Here is a 20,666-nt window from a genome sequence, read left to right as displayed (position 1 = left end):
GCCGCGCCGTCCGCGCCCCCCGACCATAGGCTCGGTCCATGCCACGCCGTCAGATGCACATGACCGGCGCAGACGGGGCTGCTCTGCGGGCCGCGCTGCGCGAACTGCGGACGGAGCTGGAGGTGCCCGGGGAGTTCCCGGCCGCAGCCCTCGCCGAGGCCGAACACGCGGCGGCGCACCCCCGCCTCCCGGACCTGGACAGTACGGACGTCCCCTTCTTCACGATCGACCCGCCGGCCTCCGTCGACCTCGACCAGGCCGTGCACTTGGCGAAGCGCTCCGGCGGCGGGTACCGGGTGCACTACGCCATCGCCGACGTCGCCGCGTTCGTCACCCCCGGCGGCGCGCTCGACGCCGAGGCCCACCGGCGCGTGACCACCCTCTACTTCCCCGACGGGAAGGTCCCGCTGCACCCGGCCGTCCTCTCGGAGGGCGCGGCCAGCCTGCTGCCCGACCAGGTCCGCCCGGCCCTGGTGTGGCGCTTCGACCTGGACCCCGACGGCCGCGTCGAGACCGTCGACGTCCGCCGCGCCCTGATCCGCAGCCGGGCCCGACTCGACTACGACCGGGTCCAGAAGGCCATCGACACCGGAACGGCGGAGGAACCGCTCGCCCTCCTGAAGGACATCGGCCGGCTCCGCGAGGCCCTGGAACAGGCGCGCGGCGGCATCTCCCTCAACGTGCCCGAACAAGAGGTCGCCGCGCACGACGGCACGTACTCCCTGGCCTACCGCGCCCCGCTGCCCGCCGACGGCTGGAACGCACAGCTCTCCCTGATGACCGGCATGGCCGCGGCCGATCTGATGCTGGCCACCGGCACCGGCATCCTGCGCACGCTGCCCAGCGCCCCCGACGGCGCGGTCGGCAGGCTCCGGCGGACGGCGAAGGCCCTGCGGATCGACTGGCCGCACCACGTGCCGTACGCCGAACTCGTGCGCTCCCTCGACCCGCACCGCCCCGCCCACGCCGCCTTCCTCCAGGAGTGCACGGCCCTGCTGCGCGGCGCGGGCTACACCGCGTTCACCGGCGGCGAGCGCCCCGACCCGGCGATCCATTCCGCGGTGGCGGCCCCGTACACGCACTGCACGGCGCCGCTGCGCCGCCTCGTCGACCGGTACTCCGGGGAGCTGTGCGTGGCGGCGGTGGCAGGGGCCGAACCGCCGGAGTGGGTCACGGCCGCGCTCCCCGCGCTCCCGGACGAGATGGCGGCGGGTGGCCGGCTGGCGAACACGGTGGAACGGGAGTCCGTGGACCTGGTCGAGGCCGCCGTGCTGAAGGACCGCGTCGGGGAGACCTTCGAGGCCACGGTCATCGACGTCAAGGACCGGGAGCCACTGGTGGGCACGGTGCACCTGGAGGACCCGGCGGTGGTCGGCCGCGTCCGGTCCACCGCGCTCGACCTGCCCCTGGGCGAACGGATCCGGGTCCGGCTCACGGAGGCCGACCCGGGCACGTCGAAGATCCTCTTCGCGCCCGTCTAGGCCGGCTGGCGGCGCAGGGCGGTGACCAGCGCGCGCGGGTCGTCGGCGTGGAAGCGGACGGTCCGGGCCGCGCCCGTGGCGCCGAGCGGCCGGGTGAAGGGGAGCGGCCGGTTCAGTTCCAGGGTGACGGAGGTCTGGCTCCCGACGATGAGGTCGAGCACCCCGTCCTCGGACAGCGTGACCAGCCGGCCCTCGGGATAGCGCCGGTCCACCCGGACCGAGGCCACCGCGTCCGCCGGTACGGCCAGGTCGAACAGGGCCCCGTAGCGGATCCGCAGGGACCCGTCGGGGCGGACCACGTGCGGCCGGGTGACGCACGCGGCGTGCAGGGCGAGGACGAGCAGGATCGCGTACACGTCCAGCACGAGCACGATCCGGTGCACCGTCGGCCAGGGGATGAGCAGGGCCAGACCGACCGTCTCGATCACCGACACGAAGAGCATCCCGTACATCATGGCCGTCTGCGGTCCGGTGTACGCGGCCGCGAGGTCCCCGGTGCGCACCCCGTGCTTCCCGCGCACGGCCCACCGGCCGAGCGAGGCGAGGGCGCGCACCTCGTGCCGCACCAGTCGCCGCACCTGCACCGGGACCACGGCGCGGACCGCCGCGCGGCGGGCGGCCCGGGAGTCCGCGCCGCGGGCCCGCTCGGCGGCGTAGAGGCCGTACAGCACCCGGGCCTCCAACAACAACACGCCGACGAGGAGCGCCTCGGTGGCGGCGAGCACCCACCCGGGCGGGCGCACCCCGGCCGCCAGGCACACCACGAGCGCCAGCTCCGCCGGGACGACGGCGGTGACGGCGATCCGTGCCGCCCGTATGCGGGTCATCCCCGCCCCCTCTCGATGAACGCCTCCATGACGAGGCGGACGACTTCGGCCTGCGCGGGCGCGTACTCGGCGAGCAGCGCCTCCTTGAACCCGGTCACGACCACCCCGTCGGTGGGGATCGCGGCGAACACCTCGTCGGGGACGGCCGCCACCAGCTCCGCCGCCAGGGGCGGGATCCGCGGGTCGTCCACGGGCGCGTCGGCGAGCTCGTCGAGGCGCACGTACAGCGCGAGCACGGCGGGATCGGCGGCCAGCGGCCCGAGTGCGGCGTACACCTCCTGACCGGCCGCGCCCGTCGCGTCGAGCAGGGTCAGGTGTTCGCGGTCCTTCGCGGCGGCCGGCGAGTCGGTCGGCGGCGCCTTCGCCAGCAGCTCGGCGAGCCCGGGCGAGAGCGGTTCGGCCTCCCCGGGCCCGGCGGCGAGCAGCACGGCGAGCCGGCGCCGCCGCTCCTGGATCTCGGCCTCCTGGCGGGCGAGGTCGGCGTCGAGTTCCGTGAGGACGTCGGCGAGTTCGCGCCCGGCGTCGTCCGCGAGGACGTCCCGCACCTCGTCGAGACCGAGCCCGAGCTCGGTGAGCCGGCGTACGCGGGCCAGCAGGACGGCGTCACGGAGGCTGTAGGCGCGGTAGCCGTTGGGGCGCCGCTCCGGTTCCGGGAGCAGCCCGACGTGGTGGTAGTGCCGGATCGCCCGGGTGGTGATCCCGACGACCGCGGCGATCTCTCCGATCCGCATGCCCCCAGTAGAAACCTTGCCGCTGCGTCAAGGTCAAGCGCGGTCGGGTGGGGTCGGGCGGGGTCGTCGCCCCGGGTAACATGGTCGCCACGGCAGACGAGTCGGCCGGGCGGCCGCGTCGGGATCCTCGGATCCCGCCGAGGAACGTCCGGGCTCCACAGGGCAGGGTGGTGGCTAACGGCCACCCGGGGTGACCCGCGGGACAGTGCCACAGAAAACAGACCGCCGGGGGCTTCGGCCCTCGGTAAGGGTGAAACGGTGGTGTAAGAGACCACCAGCGCCTGAGGTGACTCAGGCGGCTAGGTAAACCCCACCCGGAGCAAGGTCAAGAGGATCCGTCCCCGGACGGGTCTGCGCGAACGCTCGAGGGCTGCCCGCCCGAGTTCGCGGGTAGACCGCACGAGGCCGGTGGCAACACCGGTCCTAGATGGATGGCCGTCTCCCCGGCGACCGCGAGGTCACCGGGCGACAGAACCCGGCGTACAGGCCGGCTCGTCTGCCGCTTCCACTCCCGTTCGGGGGCCAGCGGTTCTCTCTCCCCCGGTCCGGGGTGTCCGGCTCCGGCCGGTCGGTGGTCCTGGGGCGCTGCCCCGGGCCCCGCGCCTCAATCGCCGGCGGGGCTGGGTGGTGTGGGGCGGTGCCCCGCCGGAGTGTCTCCTCGGCTCGCGCGGTACGGCATGTCGCGGCTGTACCCGGTGGTGCGCGCTCGTCCTGCGGGGACACTCCGCCGTGTCCCCACCCCACGGCAGGGCTCCGACAGCACCCCCGAAGCCACCCCGACGCGTGGGGAGCGGGGACGGGGAGGGGTGTCCCCGCAGGACGAGCGCGCAACCACCGCACACAGCCGAGACACGCCCGCACGCGCCGAGCCGAGGAGACACCCCTCCCCGGCCCCGCGCACCAACCCGCACCGGCCTAGATCCCGCCAGGGGTACCGCACCGAGCCCGGACCCCGCCCGGCCCCCCGCCAGGGCTACCGCAGGTGGGACGTCTCGTTCAGGAGGCGGACCGAGGCGTTGCCGTCCGCGTAGTAGGCCACCGCCGAGAGGGAGGCCGCCGAGAGCTCCATGCGGAACAGGGCTTCCGGCGGGGCGCCCAGGGCGAGGCGGACCAGGATCTTGACCGGGGTCACATGGGTGACCAGCAGGACCGTGCGGCCCGCGTGGGCGGACAGCAGGCGGTCACGGGTGGCCGAGATCCGGCGGGTGGCGGACATGAAGCTCTCGCCGCCGCCCGTGGGGGCCGCCTTCGGGGAGTCCAGCCAGGCCTGGAGGTCGTCCGGGAAGCGCTGCTGCACCTCGGCGAAGGTCAGACCCTCCCACGCCCCGAAGTCCACCTCGCGCAGGCCCTCTTCGACCGTCACCGTGAGGCCGAGACGGTCCGCGACGGCCTGGGCGGTCTCCCGGCAGCGGCGCAGCGGGGAGCTGATGACGTTCTGGATGGTGCCGCGTACGGCGAGCGCCTCGGCCACCGCGGCGGCCTGCCGCAGGCCCGCCGGGGACAGTTCGGGGTCGCTGCCGCCGCTGCCGGAGAAGCGCTTCTGCGGGGTGAGGGCGGTCTCGCCGTGCCGCAGCAGTACGAAGGTGGCCGGCGCCCCCATGTCCGGGCCCCAACCGTGGCTGCCCGCGGCGACCGCGGGGGCATCGGCGTCGAGGCAGGGCTCGATGGCGTCCGCCAGGGCCTCGGCGTCGGCGAACAGCGAGTCGGCGGCCTCCTGGGCGGCCGTGGCCGCCGCTCCGGAGGAGGCGAGCAGGGCCGCGCGGACGGCCGCGGCCCCCTTCGCCGCGTCCCCCGGCGGGCCCGCCGGCGCCGGCGGGGTGGCCAGGGCGCGCGCCGCGCCGTGGTCGAGGGCGGCCGTGGACGCCGACGGCTCCCACTGCTGGCCGCGCTTGCCCGCGTCCATCGCCTCGTTCGCGAGCCGGTCAGCGTGCTTGTTCCGCTCGCGCGGGATCCACTCGTACGTCACCTGCGCGCGCGGCAGGATCCGGGCGGCCTCGGCCGCGAGCGGCTTCATGTCCGGGTGCTTGATCTTCCAGCGGCCCGACATCTGCTCGACGACCAGCTTCGAGTCCATGCGGACCAGGACCTGCGCGTCTGACGCCAGGTCACGGGCCGCCGCGAGCCCGGCGATCAGGCCCTTGTACTCGGCCACGTTGTTCGTCGCGACGCCGATGTACTCGGCGCGCTCGGCCAGCGTCTCGCCGGTCGCCGGGTCGAGCACCACCGCGCCGTAGCCGGCCGGCCCCGGGTTGCCCCGGGACCCGCCGTCCGCCTCCACGACAAACTGCGGCATCAGATGCCCGAGTCGGCCGTACGGACCAGGATGCGGCCGCAGTTCTCGTGACGGACGACCTGGTCACGGGCCGCGGACTTGATCTCGTTGACCTCGGCCATGTCGAGCTCCAGCCGGCAGCCCTCGCAGCGGCGCTGGTAGAGGCGGGCCGCGCCGACCCCGCCCTGCTTGACGCGGATCTTCTCGTACAGCGCCATCAGGTCGGTCGGCATGGACGCGACGATGACCTCGCGGTCCTTGGTGACCTTCGCGACCTCGGTGTCGATCTCGGTGGTCGCCGCGTCCCGGCGGGCGGTGGCGTCCGCGGTCTTGGCCTCCAGGGCCGAGACGCGCTCGGTCAGCCCGGTGACGCGCTCCTGCGCACCCTCCAGACGCTCCATGACCTCCAGGACCACGTCCTCCAGGTCGCCCTGGCGCTTGGCGAGGGAGACGACCTCGCTCTGCAGGTTCGCCAGGTCCCGGGCCGAGATGCCCACGCCCGAGTCGAGCCGCTGCTGGTCGCGGACGGCGCGCTGGCGCACCTGGTCCACGTCCTGCTCCGCCTTGGTCTGCTCGCGCGCGGTGTCGCTCGCCTGGGTCTGGGCGGCGACGAGCAGGTCGCGCTGCTGCGCCAGGTCCTTGGTGAGCGAGTCGAGCTCGGCGTGCTCGGGCAGCGACTTGCGCTTGTGGGCGAGCTGAGACAGCCGGACGTCCAGCGCCTGGACGTCGAGAAGTCGGATCTGGTCGGCGGGCTCGGCGTTCAGTTGGGGGCTCCAGAGATAGAAGGGGGTGTGACGGACGGCGCGTGCGCCGTCCAGGGGTCGGTGACCGTGCGCGAGACGTGGGTGCGCAGACCCCAGCCGTGGCGCTCGGAGATCGCGTCGAGCTGGGCCGCGGCCTGCTCGCACCAGGGCCACTCGGTGGCCCAGTGGGCGGCGTCGACGAGGGCGAGCGGGCGGCTCGTCTCGCGGGCCTCGGAGGCCGGGTGGTGGCGCAGGTCGGCGGTCAGGAACACGTCCACACCGGCGGCGCGGACCTGCTCGAAGAGGCTGTCGCCGGAGCCGCCGCTGACGGCGACGCGGCGGACCAGTGCGTCCGGGTCGCCGGCCACGCGGATGCCCTGGGCGGTCGGCGGCAGCCAGGCCGCGGCGCGGGCGGCGAACTCGCGCAGCGTCTCGGGGTGGTCCAGTTCGCAGATCCGGCCGAGGCCCCGGCGGCCGTCAGGGTCGCTCGGGTCCGCCACCAGCGGGCCGGTGATCCGCAGGCCGAGGGCGCCGGCGAGGGCGTCGGAAACCCCGGGGTCGGCGGTGTCGGCGTTGGTGTGGGCGACGTGCAGCGCGATGTCGTTCTTGATCAGCGTGTGCACGACGCGGCCCTTGAAGGTGCCGGCCTCGACGGTGGTGGTGCCCCGCAGGTAGAGGGGGTGGTGGGTGATGATCAGGTCGGCGCCCAGCTTCACCGCCTCGTCGGCGATCTCCTGGACGGGGTCGACCGCGAACAGGACCCGGGTGACCTCGGCGTCCGGGTCGCCGCAGACGGTTCCGACGGCGTCCCACTGCTCGGCCCGCGAGGGGGGCCAGAGAGCGTCCAGCGCGGCGATGACTTCAGAGAGACGGGGCACGGGCCAAGGCTACCGTCCGGGGCGACCGTCCCGGTCAGGCCAGCCCTGCCGGACGGGGCCCCACCCTTCCGGTTCGGACAAACTGGCGGATACCCACTGGCGCCTGACCCCGCCCGGGCGGCGGTCCGGCCCGTACTCCCCCCCGGGGGGTGCGCCCAGGAAGCCGAGGGCGCGACGCCCGCGGGACTCGGGCACGACCCCGCTCCGGAGCGGCCCCGGGCCCGCTCCGGCCCCGCCGCGCAGGGCGTCGAAGGGCTGACGGCCGTCGCCCAGCACAACCGCCTCGTCCAGCACGCGCGAATCGCCGCGCGGACACCCGTATGTGTGAAGCGGTGTTGGTGGTGTTGTTCGCCGGGAACCCCGAAAACTAGCTTCCCCCCCGGAGGTGACCACGGATGACCGTCTGTGCCATCGAAATGACGACCACGGCCGCGTTCCGCATCGCCGCGGACGGGTCGTACGCCGCCCGGCTGGCCGGGGAGGGCGACGCTCTCTATGCGGAGCGCTGGACCCTCGCCGGGCCCGAGCCGTACGCGGTGCCGCTGCCGCTCGCGCAGCCCGAGGAGGCGGACAGCGAGGTGCTGCCGCTGGCCGACGGGCGGGTGCTGATCCACCGGCGGGTGGCGGAGCGCCACGCCTTCGCGCTGCTGTACCCGACGGGGGCCGGTGCCGGGCCGAGCACCGGGGAGCTCCAGCTGGGCGGGGTGGCCGTGCGGGAGGACGTACGGGTCCGCCTGCTCCCGCCGTGTCCGGCGGGATCCGCTGCCTTCGTCCTGGCCGCGGAGGAGACCGTGAGCACGGTCTGGCAGGTGGCCGGTGGCCTCTCGGGGCCGCGGCCCGTCGCCCGGATCCCGGGGCGCTGCTCGGGCGGCGTCTGGCTGGACCGGGCGGGCCGGCTGCTGGCCCTGGACCGCGAGCTGGACGGCACCTCCAAGGCCGTCGCCGTGGACCTGGGGCGCGCCGAGGTGTCCCCGCTGCTGCAGATCACCGAGGACAGCGACGACCGGCTGCTGCTGGCCGACCCGGACAGCGGGCTGCTACTGATCCGCTCCGACGCCCCGGGCACCTCGCGCCTGGGCTGGGGGGTGTCGGGCAGCTCCCTGCCGGTCCGCTTCCCGGAGTGCCTGGCCAGGCTGGGGGACGCGTACCCGTTCGCGGTCCAGCCCGGCCAGTCCCTGATGCCGGAGACCTGCGGGGTGGCGCTGCGGCTACCCGAGGGCGACATCGGCCTGTGGCGCCCCGCCGACCGGCGCGTCTTCCGGCTCGGCGCCCCGGCGGGCTGGCTCGGCGGGGCCGGCCTGTGGAGCCCGCAGGGCCGCCTGCACCTCCCGTACGCGACGCCCGAGGTGCCCTGCGGGATCGTCGGCCTCAACCTGCCGGCCGCCCCGCCCCCGCCAGTGGTCCTGGCTCAGACCGCGCCGACCGCCCCCCGTCCGGTCCCCCTCCAGCAGGCGCCGCTGGCCGGGCGGTAGGGACGGAGGGCGCTCGCCTCCCACGACGGGGCCTAGGCGTGCTTGAGGCCCAGTACCTCCGTCGCGGCGAAGGTCTCGTTCGCCGGGCGGGACGCGTAGTGCGGGGTCAGGAGCTCGTCGAGCTCCTCGAAGGAGAAGGACTCCTTGGCCGTGTCGAACTTGGCGGCCACCTTGGGGCGTTCCATCACGACCACGATCCCGCCGTGCACGACGAACAGCTGGCCGTTGGCCCGGGCGGAAGCGGGCGAGGCCAGGTACCCGACGAGCGGTGCGACGTGCTCGGGGGCGAGGGCGTCCAGCTTGCCCTCCTCGGGGACCTGGAAGCCGGCGAAGACGTCCTCGGTCATCCGGGTGCGGGCGCGCGGGCAGATGGCGTTGGCCGTCACCCCGTACTTCGCGAGCGCGAGGGCGGTCGAGGTGGTGAGGCCCACGATGCCGCCCTTGGCCGCCGCGTAGTTCGGCTGGCCGGCCGAACCGCCGAGGAAGGCCTCAGAGGAGGTGTTCACGATCCGGCCGTAGACCGGGCCGCCCGCCGCCTTCGAGCGCTCGCGCCAGTGCACGGACGCGAAGTGCGTGGTGTTGAAGTGGCCCTTGAGGTGGACCCGGATCACCGAGTCCCACTCCTCCTCCGACATCGAGAAGACCATCCGGTCGCGCAGGATGCCCGCGTTGTTGACCAGGACGTCCAGCTTCCCGAAGCTGGACACCGCCAGCTCGACCAGTTCCCGCGCCTGCTCGAAGTCGGCCACGTCGCCCAGGTGCGCCACCGCCCGGCCGCCCGCGGCGCGGATCTCCGCGGCGACCTCCTCGGCCGGGGCGGCCGAGGCCTCCCCGGAGCCGTCCCGGCCGCTCTGGCCGAAGTCGTTGACGACCACGCTCGCGCCGAGCCGCGCGAGCTCGATCGCCTCGGCCCGGCCGAGCCCGCGGCCCGCACCCGTGACGATGGCGGAGAGCCCCTCAAGTGGGAGTGACATCCGTAGCGTTCCTCTCGCAGGTCTCGGAGCAGGTCAGAGTTCGATGCAGGTGCGCAGGGCGACGCCCGTACGCATCTGGTCGAGCGCGTCGTTGATCTCGGCGAGCTGCACCCGGTGCGTGATCAGGCCCGCCAGGTCCACCCGGCCGGCCCGCCACAGCGCGATGGTGCGCTCGTAGGAGCGGAGCACGTCCCCGCCGCCGTACATCGACGGCAGGATCTTCTTCTCGTCGAAGAAGAGCGAGAACATGTCGATCTGGAAGTTGTCGTCCAGCGCACCGGCGCCGACGATCACCACGCTGCCGCCGCGGCGGGTCATCTTGTAGGCGGTCTGCGCGGTGGCGGACTTGCCGACGACCTCGAAGACGTAGTCGAAGCCCTCGCCGCCGGTGATCCGGTTCTTGGCGTCGTCGAAGGCCTCCGGCCCCACCGCCTCGGTGGCCCCGAACCGCAGGGCCGCCTCGCGCCGCGACTCCACCGGGTCGACGGCGATGATCTGGGCCGCGCCCTGGACCTTGGCGCCCTGGATGACGGAGATGCCGACGCCGCCGCAGCCGATGACGGCCACCGAGGATCCGGCCTCCACCTTGGCGGTGTTGATGGCGGCGCCGAGGCCGGTGGTGACCCCGCAGCCGATGAGCGCGGCGATGTCGAAGGGCACGTCGTCGGGGATCGGGACGGCGCACGCGGCGTCGATCACGAGCTCCTCGGCGAAGGTGCCGGTGGCGGCGAAGCCGAAGATGTCACCGCCCGCTCGGCGGAAGTTGGGGGTGCCCGCGTTGACCAGGCTCGCCAGGCACAGGTGGCCCTGGCCGCGCTTGCAGGACGGGCAGTGGCCGCACGGCGGCAGCCAGCAGACCAGGACCCGGTCGCCCTGCTTGAGGGCGGTCACCCCGTCACCGACGTCGGAGATCACCCCGGAGCCCTCGTGGCCCGGGATGAAGGGAGCGGGCTGCGGCAGGACGCCGCTCATCGCGGACAGGTCCGAGTGGCACAGGCCGGTGGCCTTGATCCGGATCTTCACCTTGCCGGGGCCGAGGCCGACGGCCTCCATGTCGTCGACGACCTCGAGCTTGTCCTGGCCGATCTCGCTCTGCAGTGCTGCGCGCACGGTGCGGCTCCTTGTGTGGTCGGGCGTGAGGGGGTGCCCCGCCGGTCGGGCCGCGAGCCCGGCCCGACCGGCGGGAATTCCCTAGTGCTGCGGCCGGAAAGGTTTGCCGGTTCGCGGCGTTCGGTGCGGTGCATCGCAAGGCGGAAGGCCGCGGCTCGCACTGGACGTACTTGCGCGGTCCGACAACCTGGGGGTCCCCCCGGACGAAGTCTGGGGGATGAGGTGCCGTACCGGGCGTCGTGAGCCGGTGAACCTTTCCGGCCACAGCACTAGGCGTGTTCGACGACGGTGTCGGCGAGGACCGGCGCGTCGTCGCGTTCTGCGGCGGTCACCGAGACCTGGACCCGGCCCGGCTCCTGCCACATCCGGATCCGCAGGGTCTCGCCCGGGTAGACGATCCCGGCGAAGCGCGTGCGGTAGGCGCGGACCCGGGAGACGTCCCCGCCCAGGGCCGTGTCGACGACGGCCTTGAGGGTCATCCCGTACGAGCACAGGCCGTGCAGGATCGGCTGATCGAAGCCGGCCGTCTTGGCGAACTCGGGGTCGGCGTGCAGCGGGTTCCAGTCGCCGGAGAGGCGGTAGAGGAGCGCCTGGTCCTCACGGATGTGCCGCTCCTCGGTACGGTCGGGCGCGCGCCCGGGGAGCTCCTCCTTGGCGGAGGGCCCGCGCTCACCGCCGAAGCCGCCCTCCCCGCGTACGAAGATCTGCGCGTCGCTCGTCCACAGCGGCCCGTCGGCGTCCGCGACCTCCGAGCGCAGCACGATCACGGCCGCCTTGCCCTTGTCGTAGACGGCGGCGACCTTCGAGCGGGAGGTGGCCCGCCCCTTGACGGGGATGGGCCGGTGCAGCTCGATGGAGTGGCCGCCGTGCAGGACGGCGGCGAGGTTGACGTCGATCCCGGGTGCGGCGAGGCCGCCCAGCATGGCCATGCCGGCGCCGGCGACGGTCGCGAAGCTGGGCAGGACGTGGAGCTTGGATTCGAGGGTGTAGCGCAGCTCGTCCGGGTCGGTGGCCGGCCGGCCCGCGCCGAGGCCGAGGTGGTAGAGCTGGACGTCCTTGTGGTCCCAGCCGATGTCCCCCAGGCGGGGGTCGGCGGCGAGGGCCTTGGCGGCATCGATCGGCATGGGGGTGCTGCTCCCTGTCGTTGGAGAACCGGGGCCGTGGAAGACCTCGGCGCGGCCGTCCGCACCGTCGGCCGCACCGAGGTCGCATGCGGGGGCCGGTTCTAGAACGCGTTCTAGGCACGGCCGGTGAGGGAATGTATAACGCACGCCCCCACACTTGGGAAGACTCTTGACTTGACGTCAGATCTGCTGCGTGCGGGGCGTGTTGCACGCCCCGCGGGAGGCGGGGCAATACCCTGCCCGCGTGGAAGAAATGCCTGTTGATCACCGTGCGGGCCGCGCCCTGCGCATCCTGCTGGAGCCGCCGAATCCGGCCCTGGCGCTCCAACTCGGCCTCCAGCCGGACATCGAGGTCGTCCGGGACCCCATGGCCCGGCCCGCGGTGGCCCTGGTGGAGGAGCTCGCGGCCGTGACCGCCCTGCTGGCCGACGACCCCGAGTGCCGGGTGCTCGTCCTGACGGGCTCGGCGCACCCCGGCCTCGCGGAGGCCGCCCTCGCCGCGGGCGCGGTGGGTCTGGTGCTGCGGGACGGCCCGGTCGAGGACCTGGCGGACAGCGTCCGGCGCGCGTCGATGGGCGAGACGGTGGTGGACCCGGCCCTGGGGTGAATCCCGGTGAATCCCGGTGAATCCTTTCGCGGCTCCCACGCCTCTTATGCATGTGCCGGCGCAGAGGTCGGCACCTGACCTGGAGGTTGTCGTGATCACTGCCGTCGCCGTCGGCGCCGTCGTACTGCTCCTGCTCTGCACGTGCACCGTCCTCGTGGCGCGCCGCCGGAGCCGTTCCCGTGGCTGAGTCGACCTGGCCCGCCGAGCCGCTGGTCCTCGCCGCGCAGGGCGGGGACCTCGATGCCGTCACCGCGCTGGTCTGCGGATCGCACCCGAACGTGCGCAGGTTCGCGTACTCGTTGTGCGCCTCCCCCGAGGACGCCGAGGACGCGGCCCAGGAGGCGCTGATCATCCTCTACCGGAAGATCGGCATGCTGCGCGCTTCCGGTGCCCTGGCCTCGTGGATGTTCCGCATCGTCCGCAACGAGTGCCTGCGCCGGGCCCGGCTGGTGCCCCGCGAGCGCGCCCCGCTGCCCGACTCCGCCGTGATGTCGGCCGAGGACGAGGTACTGGAACGCCTGGAGGCCGCCCGGGTGGCGCGGGCGATCGCCGCCCTCCCCGCCGACCAGCGGCAGGTCCTGATCATGCGGGACGTCCAGGGCTACAGCGGGCGGATGGCGGCGGACGCGCTCGGGCTCAGCCCCGCCGCGATGAAATCACGGCTGCACCGGGCCCGCGCGGCCCTGCGGCACACCCTGTACCCGGTTCCCGGAGGCAACGATGGCGATCACTGACGGCCCCGACTTCGCGAGTTCCTCCCTGCCCCGGCACCTGCTCCGCGGCGCGGTCGGCCTCGGCGCCCTGGTCGGCGCCTTCGCGCTCCTCCCGCTCTACGGACCGATCACCCTGGCCCTGGCCCCCGTCGGCCTGGTGGCCCTGCGCGGCTGCCCGATGTGCTGGGCGATCGGGCTGGCCCAGACGCTCTCCCGGGGCCGGTTGCGCCGGGAGTGCGGCACGGAGGGCCGCTGCGAACTCAGGGTCAACCACGCGGTCCCGGCCACCGATTGACGGGTTCCGCAGCAGCGCGCGCCCCCGTACTGGACCAGGATGGGACCTCCTTCAACCTAGCTTCGTGGAGACGGAACCATGCGCTTATCCGCCCTGTCCGCCACCGCCGTGCTCGTACTCGCGACCCTTGCCGGAGGCGCGGCCCCGGCCGCTGCCGACACCCCGGCCGGCGAGGTCCTCCAGGTCGACCTGGACGCAGGCAAGGGCCTGCACCACAACATGGGGACAGTGATCTACGAGCGCGTCGACGGCGCGGCGAACGCGGTCAGGATCATCTCGGTGTCCATTACCAGCGGCGAGCGCGACTGCGCCTGGGTGTCGTGGAACGACCCGCACAACTTCAACGGCTGGACCAACCTGACCACCGAGCCCTCCTGCAACGGCGGGACCATGGGGGAGAACCCCGACATCATCATCAAGGCACCGGTCGGCCACCCGCTCAAGGTGCGCCTGGCCGCCGACCACCTCGGCTCCGACGTGGTGCACAAGGACATCCAGAAGCTCTGACCGGGGCGGGGTGGTAACGGTGTCCGGGCCGGGCCGGGGTGCTACGAGCCGTCGCCGGCCTGCTCGTGCCCGTAGGCGGCGAGGAGCTCGCTCTCGCCCGGGTCGGCGAACAGCCGCTTGGGCACCGCCACGAGACACGTCCGGCGGCGCGAGCGGCCCACGAACACGTGCAGCCGGGGCGTCTCGTAGTAGTAGCGCATCTCGTCCCACACGATCCGCTGCGACTCCCCGCCGCGGAACACCTCGATGCCCGTGCCGTCCACCACGACCCGCTTCTCCTCGGCGGCCCGGCCGCTGCGGAAGCCCCGGCCCACCGCCCACCGCGGCAGGAGCAGCAGCACGACGAGGCCGTACGCCACCGCGATCCCGAGCGGGACGGGGTACACGGTGAGGCCGTCGGACGACAGCTTCAGGCTCGCCGCGGCGAGGAGAATCGTAGTGGCGGCGGCCAGGACCCGGCCCCGCCGGAACAGCCCCGCCGCCTTGGCGGCCTCGTCGTACTCGTCCCTGCTCAGGCTGCCGGTGGCACTGAAGGACAGCTCGTGTATCTCGCTCACGGGAGCGGAGCCTAGCGCTCCGCCCCCGCGGCGCGTGAGCCCTTTCAGCCCCGCCCGGGGGCACCTCCCAGCGGTAGCTGGGGGAGTTTGAGGCGCGGGGGTCCGGGGCGGAGCCCCGGAAGCGGCGGCCCGGCCGGCCCGCTAGCTCCGAAGCAGCGTCACCACCGCCGCACCGCCCAGCCCGATGTTGTGCGCGAGCCCCACCCGCGCCCCCGCGACCTGCCGCGGACCGGCCTCGCCGCGCAACTGCCACACCAGCTCCGCGGCCTGCGCCAGCCCCGTCGCCCCCAGCGGATGACCCTTGGAGATCAGCCCCCCGGACGGGTTGACCACCCACCGCCCGCCGTACGTGGTCGCACCCGACTCCACCAGCTTCCCGGCGGCGCCGTCCTCGCACATGCCCAGCGCCTCGTAGGTCAGCAGCTCGTTGATGGAGAAGCAGTCGTGCAGCTCCACCACGTCCACGTCCTCGATGCCGAGCCCCGAGACCTCGTACGCCTGTCGGGCCGCGGCCGCCGTCATCGGCTTGCCGACCACGTCGATGCAGGAGCCCGAGGCGAAGGAGGCCCCGGTGTCCGTCGTCATCGACTGACCGACGATCTCCACCGCCTTGTCGTGCAGCCCGTGCCGCACCAGGAACCGCTCGGACACCACCAGCGCCGCCGCCGCGCCGTCCGAGGTCGGCGAACACTGGAGCTTCGTCAGCGGCGCGTGGATCTCCTTGGCCGCCAGGACCTCCTCGACCGAGTACACGTCCTGGAACTGCGCGTTCGGGTTGTTCGCCGAGTGCCGGTGGTTCTTCGCGCCGACCGCCGCGAGCTGCGCGGCCGTGGTGCCGTACCGCTCCATGTGCTCGCGCGCCGCGTTGCCGAAGATCTGCGCCGTGGGCGGGGACATCTCGAAGCCGTGGCCGGCGGCCATGATCCCGTAGTGCCGGGCCACCGGCGAGGTCTTGAAGGATTCATTAGCGGCTCCGCCGCGGGCACCCCCGTCCGCGCCCCCGCCCAGCGCGCCGCGCTTCATCTTCTCGAAGCCCAGCGCCAGCACGCAGTCGCTGATCCCGCCCTGCACGAACTGGCGCGCCATCATCAGCGCCGTCGAGCCCGTCGCGCAGTTGTTGTTGACGTTGTAGACCGGCACTCCGGAGAGCCCCAGCTCGTACACGGCCCGCTGGCCGGCCGTGGAGGCCTGGAAGCAGTACCCCACCGGGACCTGCTCGACCAGGTCGTAGCCGATGCCCGCGTCCGCGAGCGCCGCCGATCCGGCCTCCTGCGCCATGTCCCAGTACTGCCAGTCCCGCGACTCCGGCTTCTCGAACTTCGTCATGCCGACGCCCACGATGTACGACTTCATGCCCGACAACTCCTAGTCCCTGGGTAGGCCGAGGATCCGCTCGGCGACGACGTTGAGCTGGACCTGCGTGGTGCCTCCGGCGATGGTCAGGCAGCGGGACATGAGCATCCCGTGGACCGCCCGCTCCCCCGCTCCCTCCCGCACCGCGCCCGCCGGCCCGAGCAGTTCGAGCGCGAGCTCGGCGGTCCGCTGCTGGTGCGGGGTCTGGACGAGCTTGCGCACGGACGCGCCCGCGCCCGGCTCCAGCCCCGACACCTGCGAGAGCGTGGTGCGCAGTCCGATGCAGGCCAGGGCGTGCGCCTCGGCGGCGAGTGCACCGATCCGGGCCCGGTAGGTGCCGTCGAGGTCGGCGGCGCGCGCGAGGAGCGCCTCCAGGCCGGTGTCGAAGGTCATCTGGTCGGCCATGTGGACGCGTTCGTTGCCGAGGGTGTTGCGGGCCACCTTCCAGCCGCCGTCCGCCGCGCCCACCAGCGCGTCCGCCGGGAGCTCGACGTCGTCGAGGTACACCTCGTTGAAGAGGGCCTCGCCGGTGATCTCCTTCAGCGGCCGGACGTCGATGCCGGGGGTGTTCTTCATGTCGACGACGAAGTAGCCGAGCCCCTTGTGCTTGGGCGCGTCCGGGTCGGTGCGGGCCAACAGGATCCCGAAGTCGGCGCTGTGGGCGGAACTCGTCCACACCTTCTGGCCGTTGACCTTCCAGGAGCCGTCCTCCCGGCGCTCGGCCCGGGTCCGCAGCGAGGCCAGGTCGGAGCCGGCGCCCGGCTCCGAGAAGAGCTGGCACCAGGTGACGTCGCCGCGCAGGGTCGGCAGGAGGTGGGCCTCCCGCTGGGCGGGCGTCCCGTAGGCGAGCAGCGAGGGCACCACCCAGGTGGCGATCCCGAGGTCGGCGAGCTTCACGCCGGCCGCGCTCAGCTCCTGCTGGACGACGAGCTGCTCGACGGGGCCCGCGCCGATCCCGTAGGGCGGCGGCAGGTACGGAGCCGCGTAGCCGGTGGCGGCCAGGATCCGGCGGGCGGCGGCCGGGCCCTGCCCGCGCGCGTCCGCGATGGCGGTCCGGGCCTTCGCCCGGTAGGTCTCGGCCTCCGCGGGCAGTTCCAGGCGCAGTTCGCGCCGCGCACCGCCCGCCGCACACCGCACGGCCCGTACGCGGTGCCCGTCGCCGGGCCCCATCAGCTGGCGGGCGACGAGCGCCCGTCGCAGGTAGATGTGGGCGTCGTGCTCCCAGGTGAAGCCGATCCCGCCGAGGAGCTGGATGCAGTCCTTGGCGCAGGAGTGGGCGGCGTCCAGGGCGGTCCCGGCGGCGAGGGCAGCCACCAGCGAGCGCACGTCGGCGGGCTCGTCCATCGCCTGCGCGGCGTCCCAGGCCAGCGCCCGGGCCTGTTCCAGCCGGACCAGCATGTCGGCGCACAGGTGCTTGACGCCCTGGAACTGCCCGATGGGCCGGCCGAACTGCTCGCGCACCTTCGCGTACTCGGCGGCCGTGTGCAGCGCCCGGGCGGCGGTGCCGCAGGCATCGGCGGCGAAGAGCGTGCAGGCCAGGTCGCGGACCAGGGCCGCGTCCAGTTCCAGCAGCCGCTCCGGGGCGATGGCGACCCCGCGCGCCCGCACCTCGGCGGTGGGACGGGTGGGGTCGGCGCTGTCGTGCGTACGGATGTCCAGCGCGACGGCGTCCACGGCGAACCAGCGGGTGCCCTGCGCGGAGTCGGCGGCGAGCAGTACCAGGTCGGCCTCGCCCGCGCCGAGGACGGGCGGGGCGAGTCCGTCGAGCAGGTGGCCGCCGCCCTCGACGGCAACGGCCGTCAGGGTTCCCGGCCCGAGCGCGACCGCCCCGACCCGGCCTTCGAGCGGCTCGGCGCCGGCCCGCTCCAGCAGTACGGAGGCCAGCGCGCTCGGCAGGTACGCGCCGGGCAGCACGGCCCGGGCCGCCTCCTCGACGACGACGGCCAGGTCGAGCAGGGTGCCGCCGTCCAGATGCGGGTCGAGCAGCCCCTGCGCGGTCAGCGCGTCCCAGTAGGCGGGCCGCGCCCCGGTCTGCGGCGGGGTGTCGAGCAGCTTGCGGACCTCCTCGGGAGGCACGGCCCGCGCGATCCAGCCGCGCACCGCCTCGGCCAACTCGCGCTGCTCCTGCGTGATTCCGATGCCCATGCGCGGCAGACTAGAACACGTTTCAATCTGACGGAAGGTCAGATTGCGGATGATTCGGAGCGGGCACCGCCCCTCGCGGGTCCTGTCCCGCAGCGCCGAAGGAGACGGCACGAGACGTCAGTGGTCGGCGAGCACGTCGGTCAGGTCCCCGCGGGTGTCCGCATCGGCGACGGAGGGATCTCGAGGTCCGGCCGCACGGAGACCGCCGGGGCGCGGGGCCGGTGCGGTCGAGGGCGGCGCCGGGGCGGAAGTCGTTCGGCGGGCCGGGTGGGCCCGAGGGGCGGTCGACGGGCCGTCCGAGTGGTGCTGATGGCCCGGAAGGGTGGCATCCCCCCGTTGCGCATTGTGGTCCGGGGAGTCGGTGGGCATCGGACTGTTCGTCCCGACCGGGTCGGGTGCCCGGTCAGCCGCTGGTGCGTCCGAGCTGGCGGCACCACACGATCCGTGTTCCCGCGGGAGCCGGAAGAAGCGAGGAACCTTCATGGTGAACCACCGGCGGCCCGTTCTGCGACGGGTGCTGACGAGTGCGGCGATCGGCCTCGTTCTGGCCGTCACGGGTCCTGCCGGACTCGCGCGGGCGGGTGCGGCTTCGACCTCCGCCGGTGTCGCCGCGTCGAAGGCGCGCGCGGTGTGCCCGCCGGCGCCGCTGTGGGCGAACACCGGAGGAAACGACCAAAGGCTCATCCAGTACGACACGGCGGGCAACACGCTCAGCACCGCTCCACTGGTCCGCGACTACGGCGACATCGCGTTCAGCCCCGACGGATCAACCCTGTACGGGGTCGACTTCCCCGGATCCGCCGGCTCGACCACGCTCTACACCATCGACCCGATCACCGGAGCGGAGACGGCGAGCCAGCCGGTCTCCGGACCGCTCGCAGCGGTCACGCCGTCGCCCGCCGTCAACGGCCTGACCGCCCGCGCGGACGGCATGCTGATCGCCGGCTCGTTCCTCACGAACCAGATCTTCCTGATCGACCCCGCCACGGGGGTCTCCACGCTGTTCCCCGTCTCCTTCCCGGCCGACGTCGTCTCGGCGGGCGACTTCATCACCCTGGACGACGGCGACATCCTGGCCTTCGGCACCCAGGTCACCGGGGGCCCGTCCCCGGTCTTCCGGATCCGTCCCGACAACACCATCGTCCAGATCGGCACGGTTCCCCAGACCTTCGGTGCGGCCAAGTCCGCGGGATCCGTCTACGCGTTCGCCTCCAACGGCGACATCAACCTGCTGACCGGCCTGCCCACCACGGCGTCGACCGCGCCGCTCCCGGTCACGACCGTCGAAGCGACCGGCCGCGGCTTCTACGGTGCCAGCTCCGCTCAGGACGGCGGCAACTGCGTCGTGCCCGCCTACACGCTGGCGAAGTCGGCATCGCCGAGAGGACCGGTGAACGAGGGCAACACCATCACCTACCGCCTCACCGTCAAGAACACCGGCGCCGTCGCCGCGAACGGCGACTTCACCGACGACCTGAGCGATGTCCTGGACGACGCCACCTTCGTGCCGGGCTCGCTCACCTCCACCACCGGCTCCGCGTCCCTCACCGGGAACACGCTGACCTGGACCGGCACCCTGGCGCCCGGCAGCACCGCGACCGTCACGTACAAGGTCGAGGTGAACTCCCCGGACAAGGGCGACCACGCCCTGGTCAACTACGCGGCGCCCACCGCGCCCGGCGGCACCTGCGCGACCTCGCGCGCCTGCACCGTCACCGTCCACGTCAAGAAGAAGCACGACCACGAAGACTGCGACAAGCCCGGCCACGGCCACGACCACGACCACGACCACGGTGACAAGCCCGGCCACGGCGACGGCCACGGCCACGGCGAGAGGCCCGGTCACGACCACGGTGACAAGCCCGGCCACAAAGACGGCCACGGAGACGCAGACTGAGACGCCGTGCCGCAACAAGCCTGAACGGGCAGGCGTCTTGGCGGTGGCGGGTCACGCACCGCCCGGACGGGGACGACCGCGATCGGCGCCGGATCCGATCGCGGCGGCCCGGCCGGCGGCTTCTAGGATCTGCGGCATGGCAACACGACTCGTACAGATCAACATGAAGGCCCAGGACGACTCCGCGCTCGGCCGGTTCTGGGCGGAGGCGCTCGGCTGGGGCGTCGACACCGAGGGACCCGGCGTGACCAACCTCGAACCCGTGGGGTTCTCCTACCCCGACCCCGTGGCCGTCTGCATCGACATCATCGCCCGCCCGGAACCCAAAACGGTCAAGAACCGGGTGCACCTCGATCTGGCCACCACCTCGACCGCGCACCAGACGGAGCTGGTCGAGCGCCTGAAGGAGCTCGGCGCGACCCTCGCCGACGTGGGCCAGGGCGACGTCCCCTGGACGGTCATGGCCGACCCGGAGGGCAACGAGTTCTGCGTCCTGGAGCCCCGTCCGATCTACCGGGACACCGGGCCGATCGCCGCGGTGGTGGTCGACTGCACCGACCCCCGGGCAATGGGCCGGTTCTGGGACGGGGCGATGGACTGGACGCTGCACGAGGTCACCGACGAGCACGCGACCCTGCGTTCCGCCAAGGGCGTCGGTCCCTACCTGGAGTTCGTCCGCACCCCCGACACCAAGAGCGTGTGGAACCGCGTCCACCTCGACATCTGCCCCTACCCCGGCGACGACCTGGCAGCAGAGGCGGCCCGACTGCGCGCCCTGGGAGCCACCGACCCCGGCATCGACCAGTCCGCCATCTCCTGGACGGTTCTCGCCGACCCGGAAGGCAACGAGTTCTGCCTGCTCACCCCCCGCTGACCTCCGGTCGCTCCACATCGTCCCGGCTCCTGACGCATCACCGGTCGTGCAACCGACGCAGAAGGGAGTGGCGTCCATCGATGCACAAGATCGACTGACGCTTCGA

General features: G+C 73.5%; 19 protein-coding genes and 1 other RNA gene. 9 read left to right on the top strand and 11 right to left on the bottom strand.

What is annotated here, in order from left to right; translation table 11 throughout:
• Positions 1-38: 38 nt before the first annotated feature.
• On the top strand, positions 39-1,481 hold the full coding sequence (locus ACIQK6_RS33095) for an RNB domain-containing ribonuclease (RefSeq protein WP_329102547.1): 1,443 nt from the start codon (positions 39-41) through the stop codon (positions 1,479-1,481).
• Here the strand turns inward: ACIQK6_RS33095 and ACIQK6_RS33090 are convergent.
• Together ACIQK6_RS33090 and ACIQK6_RS33085 are read right to left on the bottom strand one after the other, a co-directional pair.
• Positions 1,478-2,308 carry a hypothetical protein gene (locus ACIQK6_RS33090; RefSeq protein ID WP_329102545.1) on the bottom strand — a complete coding sequence of 277 codons (831 nt, stop codon included), beginning with the start codon at positions 2,306-2,308 and terminating at the stop codon, positions 1,478-1,480. The genes ACIQK6_RS33095 and ACIQK6_RS33090 overlap by 4 nt on opposite strands.
• A complete protein-coding gene (locus ACIQK6_RS33085; RefSeq protein WP_329102543.1) occupies positions 2,305-3,039 on the bottom strand; it encodes a MerR family transcriptional regulator in 735 nt (244 codons plus the stop codon). The genes ACIQK6_RS33090 and ACIQK6_RS33085 overlap by 4 nt, the downstream gene beginning before the upstream one ends.
• 97 nt (positions 3,040-3,136) lie before the next feature.
• On the opposite strand from ACIQK6_RS33085, the gene rnpB reads away from it, so the two are divergent.
• Positions 3,137-3,538, top strand: an RNA gene (gene rnpB / locus ACIQK6_RS33080) — RNase P RNA component class A.
• Between the two features lie 474 nt (positions 3,539-4,012).
• Here the strand turns inward: rnpB and ACIQK6_RS33075 are convergent.
• Genes ACIQK6_RS33075 through ACIQK6_RS33065 form a run of 3 tightly spaced genes read right to left on the bottom strand, consistent with a single transcriptional unit; the run spans position 4,013 to position 6,932 of the window.
• A complete protein-coding gene (locus ACIQK6_RS33075; RefSeq protein WP_329102541.1) occupies positions 4,013-5,332 on the bottom strand; it encodes a bifunctional RNase H/acid phosphatase in 1,320 nt (439 codons plus the stop codon).
• Positions 5,332-6,075, bottom strand: coding sequence for a C4-type zinc ribbon domain-containing protein (locus ACIQK6_RS33070; protein ID WP_329107979.1), 744 nt, complete (start codon positions 6,073-6,075; stop codon positions 5,332-5,334). Before ACIQK6_RS33070 ends, ACIQK6_RS33075 begins: the two co-directional genes overlap by 1 nt.
• Complete coding sequence (locus ACIQK6_RS33065; protein ID WP_329102540.1) at positions 6,072-6,932, bottom strand: Nif3-like dinuclear metal center hexameric protein; 861 nt, start codon at positions 6,930-6,932, stop codon at positions 6,072-6,074. Before ACIQK6_RS33065 ends, ACIQK6_RS33070 begins: the two co-directional genes overlap by 4 nt.
• 395 nt (positions 6,933-7,327) lie before the next feature.
• Between ACIQK6_RS33065 and ACIQK6_RS33060 the strand changes: the two genes are divergently transcribed.
• Positions 7,328-8,404, top strand: coding sequence for a hypothetical protein (locus ACIQK6_RS33060; protein ID WP_402696311.1), 1,077 nt, complete (start codon positions 7,328-7,330; stop codon positions 8,402-8,404).
• Positions 8,405-8,436: 32 nt separating this feature from the next.
• Here the strand turns inward: ACIQK6_RS33060 and ACIQK6_RS33055 are convergent, their stop codons facing one another.
• From ACIQK6_RS33055 to ACIQK6_RS33045, 3 genes are all read right to left on the bottom strand, one after another.
• Positions 8,437-9,378, bottom strand: a complete 942-nt coding sequence (locus ACIQK6_RS33055) for a 3-oxoacyl-ACP reductase (protein ID WP_329102534.1) — start codon at positions 9,376-9,378, stop codon at positions 8,437-8,439.
• A gap of 33 nt (positions 9,379-9,411) precedes the next feature.
• Positions 9,412-10,488 (bottom strand): Zn-dependent alcohol dehydrogenase, encoded by a 1,077-nt coding sequence (locus ACIQK6_RS33050; RefSeq protein ID WP_402696308.1) that lies wholly within the window; start codon positions 10,486-10,488, stop codon positions 9,412-9,414.
• Between the two features lie 269 nt (positions 10,489-10,757).
• Entirely contained in the window at positions 10,758-11,612 is an 855-nt protein-coding gene (locus ACIQK6_RS33045) for a MaoC/PaaZ C-terminal domain-containing protein (RefSeq protein ID WP_402696307.1), read from the bottom strand.
• Between the two features lie 253 nt (positions 11,613-11,865).
• Between ACIQK6_RS33045 and ACIQK6_RS33040 the strand changes: the two genes are divergently transcribed.
• The 4 genes from ACIQK6_RS33040 (at position 11,866) to ACIQK6_RS33025 (ending at position 13,734) form a co-directional block, all read left to right on the top strand.
• Positions 11,866-12,219, top strand: a complete 354-nt coding sequence (locus ACIQK6_RS33040; RefSeq protein ID WP_329107977.1) for a DNA-binding response regulator — start codon at positions 11,866-11,868, stop codon at positions 12,217-12,219.
• Between the two features lie 179 nt (positions 12,220-12,398).
• A complete protein-coding gene (locus tag ACIQK6_RS33035; RefSeq protein WP_329102528.1) occupies positions 12,399-12,953 on the top strand; it encodes an RNA polymerase sigma factor in 555 nt (184 codons plus the stop codon).
• On the top strand, positions 12,940-13,227 hold the full coding sequence (locus tag ACIQK6_RS33030; RefSeq protein ID WP_329102527.1) for a hypothetical protein: 288 nt from the start codon (positions 12,940-12,942) through the stop codon (positions 13,225-13,227). The genes ACIQK6_RS33035 and ACIQK6_RS33030 overlap by 14 nt, the downstream gene beginning before the upstream one ends.
• Positions 13,228-13,305: 78 nt before the next feature.
• Complete coding sequence (locus ACIQK6_RS33025; protein WP_329102524.1) at positions 13,306-13,734, top strand: hypothetical protein; 429 nt, start codon at positions 13,306-13,308, stop codon at positions 13,732-13,734.
• A 41-nt stretch (positions 13,735-13,775) separates the two neighbouring features.
• Here ACIQK6_RS33025 and ACIQK6_RS33020 read toward each other — a convergent pair whose 3' ends face one another.
• The 3 genes from ACIQK6_RS33020 to ACIQK6_RS33010 form a co-directional block, all read right to left on the bottom strand.
• Positions 13,776-14,291 (bottom strand): YcxB family protein, encoded by a 516-nt coding sequence (locus tag ACIQK6_RS33020; protein ID WP_329102522.1) that lies wholly within the window; start codon positions 14,289-14,291, stop codon positions 13,776-13,778.
• A 141-nt stretch (positions 14,292-14,432) separates the two neighbouring features.
• A complete protein-coding gene (locus ACIQK6_RS33015) occupies positions 14,433-15,644 on the bottom strand; it encodes a lipid-transfer protein (protein WP_329102521.1) in 1,212 nt (403 codons plus the stop codon).
• A gap of 12 nt (positions 15,645-15,656) precedes the next feature.
• Positions 15,657-17,789 (bottom strand): acyl-CoA dehydrogenase family protein, encoded by a 2,133-nt coding sequence (locus ACIQK6_RS33010; protein WP_329102519.1) that lies wholly within the window; start codon positions 17,787-17,789, stop codon positions 15,657-15,659.
• Positions 17,790-18,270: 481 nt separating this feature from the next.
• Here ACIQK6_RS33010 and ACIQK6_RS33005 point away from each other — a divergent pair, with 481 nt between their 5' ends.
• Positions 18,271-19,686 (top strand): hypothetical protein, encoded by a 1,416-nt coding sequence (locus tag ACIQK6_RS33005; protein WP_402696303.1) that lies wholly within the window; start codon positions 18,271-18,273, stop codon positions 19,684-19,686.
• Positions 19,687-19,822: 136 nt separating this feature from the next.
• Positions 19,823-20,560, top strand: a complete 738-nt coding sequence (locus ACIQK6_RS33000) for a VOC family protein (protein WP_402696301.1) — start codon at positions 19,823-19,825, stop codon at positions 20,558-20,560.
• The last annotated feature ends 106 nt before the right edge of the window (positions 20,561-20,666 follow it).

It is taken from the genome of Streptomyces sp. NPDC091682 (assembly GCF_044756625.1).
Classification (GTDB): Bacteria; Actinomycetota; Actinomycetes; order Streptomycetales; family Streptomycetaceae; genus Streptomyces.
Note: the sequence above shows the minus strand (reverse complement) of the source record. Positions and strands in the feature narration are given on the sequence as shown.

Coding starts and splice junctions, on each gene's coding strand:
- ACIQK6_RS33095 (WP_329102547.1), top strand. CDS start 39: ATGCCACGCCGTCAGATGCACATGACCGGCGCAGACGGGGCTGCTCTG.
- ACIQK6_RS33090 (WP_329102545.1), bottom strand. CDS start 2,308: ATGACCCGCATACGGGCGGCACGGATCGCCGTCACCGCCGTCGTCCCG.
- ACIQK6_RS33085 (WP_329102543.1), bottom strand. CDS start 3,039: ATGCGGATCGGAGAGATCGCCGCGGTCGTCGGGATCACCACCCGGGCG.
- ACIQK6_RS33075 (WP_329102541.1), bottom strand. CDS start 5,332: ATGCCGCAGTTTGTCGTGGAGGCGGACGGCGGGTCCCGGGGCAACCCG.
- ACIQK6_RS33060 (WP_402696311.1), top strand. CDS start 7,328: ATGACCGTCTGTGCCATCGAAATGACGACCACGGCCGCGTTCCGCATC.
- ACIQK6_RS33055 (WP_329102534.1), bottom strand. CDS start 9,378: ATGTCACTCCCACTTGAGGGGCTCTCCGCCATCGTCACGGGTGCGGGC.
- ACIQK6_RS33045 (WP_402696307.1), bottom strand. CDS start 11,612: ATGCCGATCGATGCCGCCAAGGCCCTCGCCGCCGACCCCCGCCTGGGG.
- ACIQK6_RS33040 (WP_329107977.1), top strand. CDS start 11,866: ATGCCTGTTGATCACCGTGCGGGCCGCGCCCTGCGCATCCTGCTGGAG.
- ACIQK6_RS33030 (WP_329102527.1), top strand. CDS start 12,940: ATGGCGATCACTGACGGCCCCGACTTCGCGAGTTCCTCCCTGCCCCGG.
- ACIQK6_RS33025 (WP_329102524.1), top strand. CDS start 13,306: ATGCGCTTATCCGCCCTGTCCGCCACCGCCGTGCTCGTACTCGCGACC.
- ACIQK6_RS33015 (WP_329102521.1), bottom strand. CDS start 15,644: ATGAAGTCGTACATCGTGGGCGTCGGCATGACGAAGTTCGAGAAGCCG.
- ACIQK6_RS33010 (WP_329102519.1), bottom strand. CDS start 17,789: ATGGGCATCGGAATCACGCAGGAGCAGCGCGAGTTGGCCGAGGCGGTG.
- ACIQK6_RS33005 (WP_402696303.1), top strand. CDS start 18,271: ATGGTGAACCACCGGCGGCCCGTTCTGCGACGGGTGCTGACGAGTGCG.
- ACIQK6_RS33000 (WP_402696301.1), top strand. CDS start 19,823: ATGGCAACACGACTCGTACAGATCAACATGAAGGCCCAGGACGACTCC.